Source organism: Micromonospora sp. ALFpr18c, from assembly GCF_008868155.1.
Classification (GTDB): Bacteria; Actinomycetota; Actinomycetes; order Mycobacteriales; family Micromonosporaceae; genus Micromonospora.
In genome coordinates this window covers 25292-34515 of the sequence record NZ_WBKR01000040.1, presented here as the reverse complement: position 1 = coordinate 34515, position 9224 = coordinate 25292, and the positions used below count along the sequence as shown (strand labels likewise).

At 72.0% G+C, this 9224-nt stretch carries 13 protein-coding genes; 6 read left to right on the top strand and 7 right to left on the bottom strand.

Going from position 1 to position 9224, the window contains the following annotated elements:
• The 5 genes from F8271_RS10465 to F8271_RS10445 form a co-directional block, all read right to left on the bottom strand.
• A partial coding sequence (locus tag F8271_RS10465; RefSeq protein WP_192580238.1) for a recombinase family protein occupies positions 1-141 on the bottom strand: 141 nt, incomplete at its 3' end.
• A 239-nt stretch (positions 142-380) separates the two neighbouring features.
• On the bottom strand, positions 381-563 hold the full coding sequence (locus F8271_RS10460) for a hypothetical protein (protein WP_151489504.1): 183 nt from the start codon (positions 561-563) through the stop codon (positions 381-383).
• 336 nt (positions 564-899) lie between these two features.
• On the bottom strand, positions 900-2111 hold the full coding sequence (locus F8271_RS10455; RefSeq protein WP_151489503.1) for a zinc ribbon domain-containing protein: 1212 nt from the start codon (positions 2109-2111) through the stop codon (positions 900-902).
• On the bottom strand, positions 2108-3508 hold the full coding sequence (locus F8271_RS10450) for a type IV secretory system conjugative DNA transfer family protein (RefSeq protein WP_225854388.1): 1401 nt from the start codon (positions 3506-3508) through the stop codon (positions 2108-2110). The genes F8271_RS10455 and F8271_RS10450 overlap by 4 nt, the downstream gene beginning before the upstream one ends.
• Positions 3509-3510: 2 nt before the next feature.
• Positions 3511-4863, bottom strand: a complete 1353-nt coding sequence (locus F8271_RS10445) for a M48 family metalloprotease (RefSeq protein WP_151489501.1) — start codon at positions 4861-4863, stop codon at positions 3511-3513.
• A gap of 427 nt (positions 4864-5290) precedes the next feature.
• Between F8271_RS10445 and F8271_RS10440 the strand changes: the two genes are divergently transcribed.
• Together F8271_RS10440 and F8271_RS10435 are read left to right on the top strand one after the other, a co-directional pair.
• Positions 5291-5575, top strand: a complete 285-nt coding sequence (locus F8271_RS10440) for a hypothetical protein (protein ID WP_151489500.1) — start codon at positions 5291-5293, stop codon at positions 5573-5575.
• Positions 5572-5886, top strand: coding sequence for a hypothetical protein (locus tag F8271_RS10435; protein WP_151489499.1), 315 nt, complete (start codon positions 5572-5574; stop codon positions 5884-5886). Before F8271_RS10440 ends, F8271_RS10435 begins: the two co-directional genes overlap by 4 nt.
• Before the next feature lie 493 nt (positions 5887-6379).
• On the opposite strand, the gene F8271_RS10430 is transcribed toward F8271_RS10435, so the two are convergent.
• Together F8271_RS10430 and F8271_RS10425 are read right to left on the bottom strand one after the other, a co-directional pair.
• The gene (locus tag F8271_RS10430) at positions 6380-6679 is read right to left on the bottom strand and encodes a hypothetical protein (protein WP_151489498.1); all 300 of its coding nucleotides are present in this window, start codon (positions 6677-6679) and stop codon (positions 6380-6382) included.
• On the bottom strand, positions 6676-7455 hold the full coding sequence (locus tag F8271_RS10425) for a ParA family protein (RefSeq protein WP_151489497.1): 780 nt from the start codon (positions 7453-7455) through the stop codon (positions 6676-6678). Before F8271_RS10425 ends, F8271_RS10430 begins: the two co-directional genes overlap by 4 nt.
• A 185-nt stretch (positions 7456-7640) precedes the next feature.
• Here F8271_RS10425 and F8271_RS10420 point away from each other — a divergent pair, with 185 nt between their 5' ends.
• The 4 genes from F8271_RS10420 (at position 7641) to F8271_RS32330 (ending at position 9215) form a co-directional block, all read left to right on the top strand.
• Complete coding sequence (locus F8271_RS10420; RefSeq protein WP_151489496.1) at positions 7641-8261, top strand: hypothetical protein; 621 nt, start codon at positions 7641-7643, stop codon at positions 8259-8261.
• Positions 8262-8396: 135 nt separating this feature from the next.
• On the top strand, positions 8397-8537 hold the full coding sequence (locus F8271_RS32335; RefSeq protein ID WP_192580237.1) for a hypothetical protein: 141 nt from the start codon (positions 8397-8399) through the stop codon (positions 8535-8537).
• Positions 8534-9019, top strand: coding sequence for a DUF3307 domain-containing protein (locus F8271_RS10415; protein ID WP_151489495.1), 486 nt, complete (start codon positions 8534-8536; stop codon positions 9017-9019). The genes F8271_RS32335 and F8271_RS10415 overlap by 4 nt, the downstream gene beginning before the upstream one ends.
• 19 nt (positions 9020-9038) lie before the next feature.
• Positions 9039-9215 (top strand): hypothetical protein, encoded by a 177-nt coding sequence (locus tag F8271_RS32330; RefSeq protein WP_192580236.1) that lies wholly within the window; start codon positions 9039-9041, stop codon positions 9213-9215.
• Positions 9216-9224: the final 9 nt, after the last annotated feature.

Below are 9224 nucleotides of genomic sequence, written 5' to 3'. Positions count from 1 at the left end.
CGCGATCAGCTCGTCGAGCTTCGGCCGGGCGGTGTCCTTGCCCGAGGCCCGGTCGGTGAAGACCCGGTCGACGTCCACGCCGTCGAGCTGGCGCACGGTGTTCTGCTCGACGGCGCTGACCCTGACGTAGCCGACCCGCACTCTGTTCACCCTTTCCGGCCCGATAATGTCAGGCTGGACTCTATGGCTCCGCCGGACAAGCGTCAAGAAAGCGCGCAGATGGCCCTATCCTGACGCGGTTGACCTGGCGCGGCCGAATGTGGTGTTAGGGTATACCCCAACACCACGGACACTGCCGCGTGCATGCCGTACCTGCTTCCGCCGTCCTTCATGCAGGCGACCTCGAACCTTGACATGACACTGTCAGTCGGTCATCCGCATCAGAGATCGCCGATGTTGCGCTGCAGCGCCGCGTCGGCGGTGCGTGGCAGGTGCTCACCCCACTGACCAACGCCGCAGTGTTCGAGTACATCCATCGCGCGGGTCAGCGCCCGGCCATCGCCGGCGGCCTGCCCGGCGGGGGGCGCAGCGGTTGGACGCGCGGCGTGCTTGGCGCTGACCATCGCCGGTCCAGCACCTCGCCTCCACACGGCACCGAACGCCGAGACCGGCTATCAAGATCAAATATTTGCGGTGCTGGGACAGCTACACAAGCGTGGGGCCTTGTCGGAGACCTCCTTCTGCGCGTCCACGTATGCGTTGTGTAGTGCGGGTTGTCGGAGACGCCGGCGCCCTGCGGGTGTCCATCCGGGGCCACTTGACGTCGCCTATCGCGGTTGCCCGAAGTTGCCGCTGGCGCGCACAGGGGACAGCACTCGGTTCTTCAGAATCTGCTCCGGCTGACCCTCATGTACTTGATCTCTGCTCGTTGTGGGCCGGCCGTAGCGCCCTGGTCCCGATTAGCCGGCCCAGACAATCCGGCCGCTGTCGACGGCGACCGCGCCACCCACGGTGATGTCCAGTGTCTCGGCCGTCGACGTCCACGACCGCGGCTCGACCACATCGAGGGTGTAGGAGTAGGTCACCCGGGCGCGGCCCGGGGTGACGGTGCGGACCGTCACTGCGCCGGCGTCGTCCTGGCGAAGCTCTACGCGCGGGTACTCGAGTACCGCCCACCGGGCGTCCCGGGTGAACGCGTAGCGGGTGGTGACGCCCAGGGGGCAGTTGCTCAGTGGCCCGGATCCGGTGTCCGGCTGGAGGTCGGGCTGGCGCGCGCACGCGTCGATCCGCTCCCGAACCTGGCCGGTCACGGCGTCGACCACCTCCGGGCGCACGGTGACGTCCACCGTGGCCGCCTGCCGGTCGGCGGCGACCACCACGGTTGACGGCACCGCCGCGACCAGCGGAGTGTCGACCGCCGCGAGGGTATAGACGCCGGGAGGTGCCCAGACGGCGCCGTCGCTGCGGTCGTCGGCCGCTGGCGCCCGAACGGTGGCCACCTCGGCACCAGCGAGCCGGGCCGTGGGGACGGTGGCGCTGATGACGTCCATCAGGGCACCGGGCGGGTCGAGGACTCGCCAGGAGCGGAGCAGGCCCCGCCCGTCGCGGGTCAGGGTCACCGCCTGGTCGTGCGCCTGGCCGCCGACCTGGTAGCGGACACTGACCGTGGCCCGGTTCCGGTTGGGTCGCCGAGTGGTGTCGCCGGCCGCCGGGTCACCGTAGGCCACGCTTCGGATCTCGACCTGCTCCGGTGGCTGGTAGCCCTGCCGCAGCGAGGCCGGCTGGCACATCGCCGAGCCGTCGCAGTCGGCCACCTTCCCCAGCTGCACGCCGTCGCGGTCGGCCAGCGCCGCGAACAGGTCCCGGACCCGATCGTCTGGACCGTTGCCGGCCGCTATCAGGCTGGTAACGCCGTAGCCGACCAGCAGCACCACCACCACGGCGCCGGCGAGGATCAGCCGGAGCCGTCGACCAGGCAGCCACCGACGCCAGGTCGCCGAGCGGATCCGAGGGCGCGCGGCCACCTGGTCGTGCTCACCGGTCCGAGGCGCGGGAACCAGCGGCCCAGCCGACGAGAGCTCAGCGCCGCAGGCCCTACAGAACCGCGCGCCGGCCCGCGCCGGCGCGGCGCAGCTCGGGCAGCTCGCCGGGGCGTCGAGCTGAGTGCTCACGCGCGCACCGGATCCGGCGTGTATCCGGCACGCGCCCGGAACGGCTCCATCAGGCCCGCCGGTCGCGTCTCCACCAGCAGCGGCGCGTCGGAGCGGTAGAACAGCCAGGCGTGCAGCGGGGGTATTCGCTGGAGCGCGTCGACCGGCAGAGACGGGCGGTACAGGCCGCCGACCGCGTGTTGCCGGCCGCCGGCGTCGCGGTCACCGAGCCGACCGGGCTGGGTCGGCGACCGGGTCGGGTCGATGCCACCGGCGTAGTAGGTCACTTGCGTTTCCCGGTACTCGCCGGCCCACCCGGAGATGTCCCGGAGGTCGTTGCCGTTGCTCATTCCGCCGAAGATGAGCTTTGCCGTGGTCGCGGTGAGGATGGACTGTTGGACGTCGGCGCCGTACCGGGCCCGGAGCTGCGCGAGGCTCTGCGCGGCCCACATGGTGACGATGCCCCGGCCGCCGCCCTCGGAGACGAGCGCGGGCAGCGACTCCAGGGGCGCGATGTTGGGCACCTCATCGAGGGCCAGGAGCAGCCGCGGATCGAGCCGGCCCAGCGGGGAGACCGCCGCCAGCTCGGCCGCGCGCTGCGCGATGGAGTCGACCAGGCCGACGATCATCGGCGCGGCCACCGCCTGGTAGTGCGACGGACCGACGATGAACAGCGTGGACCTGGTGGCCAGGAAGTGGTCCACGTCGAAGCTCTCACCGGTGGTCGAGGCGAGTACGCGCGGTTCCGCCGTGGCGTCGAGGCAGTTCCTGGCCACCGAGTAGAACGACCCGCGCTCGCGCTCGCCCAGCAGGTCCAACGCCCGGAGATCATCTGCCCAGCTCGCCGCACTGGTGTTCGCCTCCCGCAGCATCCGGGCCGGCTCGCGGACCTCCTGGCTGGCCAGCCACCGGCGTACGTCGACCATGCTCCCGCCGGTGATGGCCGCAGCGTGGAACACCGCTCGCAAGATGGCCGAAGCGCCGGCCCGCCAGTGCTCGCCGTCAGTGATGCCACGGCCGACCACGGCAACCATCGCGGAGGCCCGCCGGTATGCCACGGAGGGGTCGGTGCAGCCGGCCAGCGGGGACCAGTGCAGCGACACCACACCTGGCTCGCTGCCGAACGGGTCGTAGACGTACACGCTGCCGCCGTGCGGCGCGGCAAGACTCCGACGCCAGTTGCCGGCCGCGCGGAGCAGGTCACCCCGGGTTGAGGTGGCCACCACCGGCCCGTCCCAGGTGAGCAGGGCCGGAATGATGAGGCCGCTCGACTTGCCGTAGCGGGGTGGGCCGACGATGCCCACGGAGTCCTCCGGGCTGGACCAGCACGGCCGGTGGCCGTCGCGCGGGTCCAGGCCCAGGTACACGGCCTGACGCGGTACCGGGTCGAATGCCGGCAGCGGCGCGAAGTCGGTCACGATCACCATCCCTTCCGGACCGTCGACTGGTCGGACCAGCCGGGTAGCGCCCGCGCCAGCGGGTGGTCCTCCCGCAGCGGCGTCGGTCCCTCGCTGCGCTCCAGGCGTTCCAGGCGCAGCTCATTCGGCGGATGGGTGGCCAGGACCGTCTGGTCCCAGCCGGAGCGGGCAGCGTCGAAGGTGTGCCGCAGGAAGCTCAGGGCCGCCCGCAGGCCCGCGCCGTAGCCGGCCGCGGCCGCCACGGCGTCGGCCCGGTACTCAGCCTGCCGCCAGAGTCGGGACTGGACAGGAACCACGAGATACCGGACCGTCACCAGCACCGGCCACAGCAGCACCCGCACGGCGAAGTGCAACGGCCGGGAGGACACCATCAGGAGTCGGTCGGCCAGCTCGTAGAGCAGGTAGAGCGGCAGGGCTACGCCCCGCGCCCAGGCCATGGCCACGGGGTCGCCAGCCCGCCAGTGCGCCAGCTCGTGAGCGAGCACCCCGGCCACCTGGTCGCGGTCGTAGTCGAGCTGTTCCAGCAGCCCGTAGTTGATGACGATGTGCCGGATGTACGCGCTGGCGTTGGCCTCGCGCCGGTCGTCGACGAGCAGCCGCGGCACGGCCCGCAGGCCCATCCGCGCCGCAACCTCAGCCACGATCGGGCCGAGCCATGCAGCCTCCCGGCGGGACAGCCGCCGCGCGCCACCGATCCGGAGCCGGACGCTCTCCGTGGCCACAGTCCACACCAGGTAGAGGCCACCGACGACCAGCGCGGTCACGACCTGGCCGAGCGCAACCGCCCACGGCCACGTCGGGTCACCGGCCGCCAGGGCTTCCCAGGGCCACACGGCCGCCATCCAGCCCAGCTTCCCGGCGCCGTGCACCGCACCGAGGATGCCGCCGACGATGCCGCCGACCTGAGCCGCCGCCGTAGGCAGTAGCTGCTCCGCCCGGATGGGCAGGGGAAAAACCCAGGTCAGCAGAGCGTCGAGGCGAGAGAGCACGCCCTGACCGGCGATGGTGCCGGACACCACGCCGGCGAGCCCGCCGAACACGGCCCCGATCGCGGCGAGCAGCACCACAAACGGCACGTTGAACCAAGCCGCGACTATGCCGGTGCCGGTCCCGACCAGGTTCCGCCCCAGGGTCGACCGCGCCCAGGTCGACCAACCGGGCCCGCGCGCGCGGCTGCCCACCGCCGCCTGGTCGACGACGTCGACCGCCACCGCAGGGGTTGCCGGTGGAGGAAGCCGCTCGCCGACCGCAGGCAGCCGGGGCGACGGGATGGGCGGCGCGTCGACACCCGCTCCGCAGCGCCCGCAGGCGATCGCGCCGGCCGCCAAAGTCGCGCCGCACTGGTCGCAGAACACCCGGACACCTCCCCCGCGTACCGGCATCGGCGCCCGACCAGGGGCCGATAAGCGATCAACTGTAGTCACCACCGCCGAGCGCGGGTCGCCGTACCGAAGCGGTGTGGAGCAAGCCGAGGCTACGGGGGGCGAGGCGACGGCCGCCGCCGGCCGCGAGCTGGGCCGCCGCGCCGGCCGGGTTCGCGTCCATTTCTTCTCCCGGGTCGCGTGGTCACCGCCCGCGTTCGGTTGCGGTGACGTCCCGGCCTGGCCGTGCCGGTGCGACCCGCGCCGGGGTCGGCGGTCGGTGGGCGCGGTGCGGAAAGTTGTGCTGGTCGGGAGGGTGCGAGGTGTGCGACACGGCGAAGAGCCGGCAGCGACGAAGACGGCGCACCACGGGCGCGCGGGAATCGGCCCATGCCGGCGTATACGTTCGTATACTTCTGCCATGTCGATAGATCCGTCCCGGTTCGGCTATGAGAGCTACGAGGCGCTCGACCGGGCTGGCGTGCGCTGGCAGGAGGCGCTGCACGTGCTGAACGTGGCGCGGCCGCGGTTGGTGCGCCACGTCGGTGCCGTGCTGCACGTCGTCGGCGCGGTGCCGGACGGCAGGCTGTTGGCGGTGTCGTTGATCGAGGAGACCGACGACGCGTACGTGGTGGTCGGGGCGCGGTGGCTCGACGAGGACGAGGCCGAGCCGGTGCGCAAGTTGATGGAGAGGGACGGACGATGAGCCGAGCAGACGACATCAGGGCGGCCCAGCAGTCCCTGGAAAACCGGGACTGGTCCGACGCGGTGGTCGACGACACCCCGCCGCCGACGAAGGTCAGCATGTCCGCCCGGTACTCCGTCGACGTCGCCCGCCGGGTGATGGACGACGCGGAGGCGCGGGGCGTGAAGCCCGGCGCGATTCTGCGGGAAATCGTGGAGGCCCACTACGCCGCCCTGGACGCCGCCGGCGACGAGCCGATCACGGTGCGCCCGGCCGACGTCGTCCGCGCGTTGACCCAGGTTGCCCGACGCTCCGGCCCAGCGGCCGCGTAACGGCTGCGCACGGCCGGGTGCGACAAGTGCGACACCCCACACCGCCCCTCTCCGCTAAGAGGCTCCAGGGCCACCAACCGGCGTCAAGAGCGCTACGCGTCGCTACGCGATGGCCTGCCGGCCACCCTTGACCCCGGCCGCCGGCCCTGGTGGACAGGCTTCGGAGGGGCGGCCCGGGGAAAGGTTGGTACCCCCCGCCGACCGCCGTGGTGGTCAGCCGGTGAGGTGCGCTGCCGGCCAGTCGAGGTGCGACAAGTGCTACGACGCGGAGGACACGCACTCTCAGATAGTGACAAACGTGCAGGTGAAACCTCGCGGGAGCTGGACCCGGTCACCAACGAGTGGGTGCCTGTCGACCCCCGGGCCGGGTTCTACGCCTACTCGTTTCCGACGCCCGTGGAGGTGCTGCCCGTCGGCCAGGGCGCCGGGGTCGAGCAGCACCAGTAGAGGAACGAGCGGTTGACCCGGCCGCCGGCGCGGAGTGCGAGAGGTGCTACGCCGGCGCGTCGGGCAGCCGCCCGCGGATCCCGTCGAGGTCGGCCAGGGCGTGCTCGACGATCGCGGCCAGGATGATGTGCTTCGGGGCGCGGGTGGCGTAGTGCAGGTCGTCCAGGGCGCGGGCGAGGGAGTCGGCGACGTCGCGGCGCATGTACCAGGACCGGCGGTCCATCTCCACGGCGGCCGGCGTCGCCGGGCGCACCCCGGGCGAGGCGGGACCGGCGGGTTGGTGGCGCTGGCGCAGGACCCCGAGCAGGTCGTCGACGCCCCGGCTGGCGGGTAGCTGCTTGCTCATCGGATCTCCGGGAAGGTCTTGGCCAGGGCCCGGTAGACCGTGGCGTGGTGGGAGTTCGGGGCGTAGTCGACGACGGTGCGGCCGTGGCGCCTCGCCTCGCTCACCACGACGGACAGGGGCACGGTGCCCAGGATCGGCAGGTCGGCCTGCGCGGCGAGCTTCGCCAGGTCATCGAGCACCGACCGCGCGTACACCGAGGCCGGCCGCCGCAGCATGCTCACGACCATGCCGTGCAGGACCAGCCGCTCATCGCGGAGGAACTCGTCGACGGCGGCGATCTGCGCCAGCAGCAGCTGGAGCGCCTTAAGCGTGGTGTCCTCGGCCTGCACCGGGATCAGCACCCGCTCGGCCCAGGCGAGGGCGTTGTCCGTGACGACGTCCAGGGTGGGCGGGCAGTCGATGAGGACGTCGTCGTAGTCACCGGCCAGCGGCGCCAGGACCCGGGTCAGGCGCTGCTCGCGCCCGCGTAGCTTGTCCAGCTCGCGGGCGACGGTGAGCATGGCGGCGGTGTTGGGCAGCACGTCCAGCACGCCGCCCTGCTCGGTGGTGGAGTGGCGCACCGGCTCGACCCGGGCGCGGCGGCTGCTGGTGAGCGCCTCGGCGAGGCTGAAGCCGTCCGAGGGCGTGACCTTCAGCCCATCGGTGAGGTAGCCGCTCGGGTCCAGGTCGACCAGCAGCACCCGCCGGCCGAGTTCAGCGAGCGCACCGCCGATGTTCGTGGTCAGCTCGGTTTTCCCGACGCCGCCTTTCTGGTTCACCACGGCCGTGCTCGTCATGCCGTGACCGTAGCCTCGCACCCCTCGCACCTGGCATCCGCCACGCGGCCAGCCCTGGAGGTGCGACGAGTGCGACACCCGAAACCATCGATGTTGATCTGTCGGACGGGCGACACACCCCTACCCCTGCCGTATGAATGTCCGTACAGTCATACGTAGATTCGTACACATGGGAGGGGTTGGAGATGGCGCTCAAGCATCTGCCGGACGGAACGGTGCAGCTGGAGGTCACGCCGGCGCAAGCCCGCGTGCTCGGCGGGGACGCCTCGCTGCTGCTGGACTGGTTCGACTCCGCACTGGTCGGCCTCGTGGCGCTGCGCGAAGGGCGGGCCGCCGACATGAGCCGCGACGACTGGCACTACCTCATCACGCACCTGGAGCACCGACTGGCACCGCGCCTGGACGGGCTACGCGACGCGGTGATCCGCGCCCACCACGGCGCCGGGGGCAGCCTCGCCGAGCTGGCGCTGGCGATGGACGTGGAGAAGTCGACCGCGCAGTACCGCCGCGACCGCGTCGTCAAGCGGGAGCCGACCGTCTGGGAGACGTGGGCCCGCGCCGGCGGCCCGCAGCACCCGGGCCAGCCCGCGAAGCGGTGGACCGCACGGCTGACCTTCGAGGACGGCACCCAGGAGGAACTGCACGGGCTCACCGAGGACCACGCCCGTGACCTGGAGCTGCTCATCACCAACGACCGGCAGCGCACCGCCACCGTGGACAGCAGCACCGGCCGGCACACCTACCGCGCCGAGCAGCTCCAGGTCGTGGGGGTGTGGGTCAGCCGCAGCGAGCAGCAGCCCCGGTAGCGGACCTACCCCGCGGGTCATCGGCGCGACCGGTGGCCGGCGGGAGTGGCCCGACCCGGACCACTCGACGACGCAGGGGCGGCCCTGCCCTGGAAAGCCGGCCGCCCCCGCTTACTCCCGCGAAGGAGTCCCCTCATGTTCGCACGCGTGATCCTGGCTGCCCGGTGGGTGCTGCTGTCCTGCGGCTGCATGGTCACCCTGCACGGCAAGGTCTCGGCGCCCACCTGGTGCCAGGACTGCCGCAAGGACGTCACCTCGTCTGGAGGCACCCGATGATCGACCCCGGCACCATCGCCGCGGTGTACATCGCTCTGTTTGTTGGCCACCAGCTCGCCGACCACTGGATCCAGACCCAGCCGCAGGCCGATCACAAGGGCTGCGACCCCGACCACGGCGGCGGTCGACACGAGCACTGCTCGACCTGGCGGTCCCGCTGGTACTGCGCCAAGCACGTGGCCACCTACGGCGCGACCCAGCTGGTTGTGCTCGCGCTGGTCGCGCTGGTCACGGAGCTGACCATCTCGCCGGCCGGGTTCGCCGCCGGCATGGCGGTCAACCTGGTCACGCACTTCATCGCTGACCGACGCGCGCCGCTGCGCTGGCTGGCCGACCGGACCGGGTCCGGTCGGTTCTGGCAGCTCGGCACCCCGCGCGCCGACCGCGACGACAACCCGAGCTTGGGCACCGGTGCGTACGCCCTGGACCAGTCCTGGCACTACGCCTGGTTGCTCGTCGCCGCCATCCTCATCACCATCTGACCGAAGGGAAACGCCCAGCATGAGCCGCGCCCGCTTCCAACAGCTCCAGCAGGAGTCAGCCCAGAGCCGCCGCGACGGCGAGGACCAGGTGCTCGCCGCCGCAGCTCAGATCGACCCGGCCGACAACAGCCTGACCGCCCGGCAGATCCTGGCCGCCGCCGAGAGCATCCGGGACCACCGCCGCGACCGCCGCTAAAACCCCCCT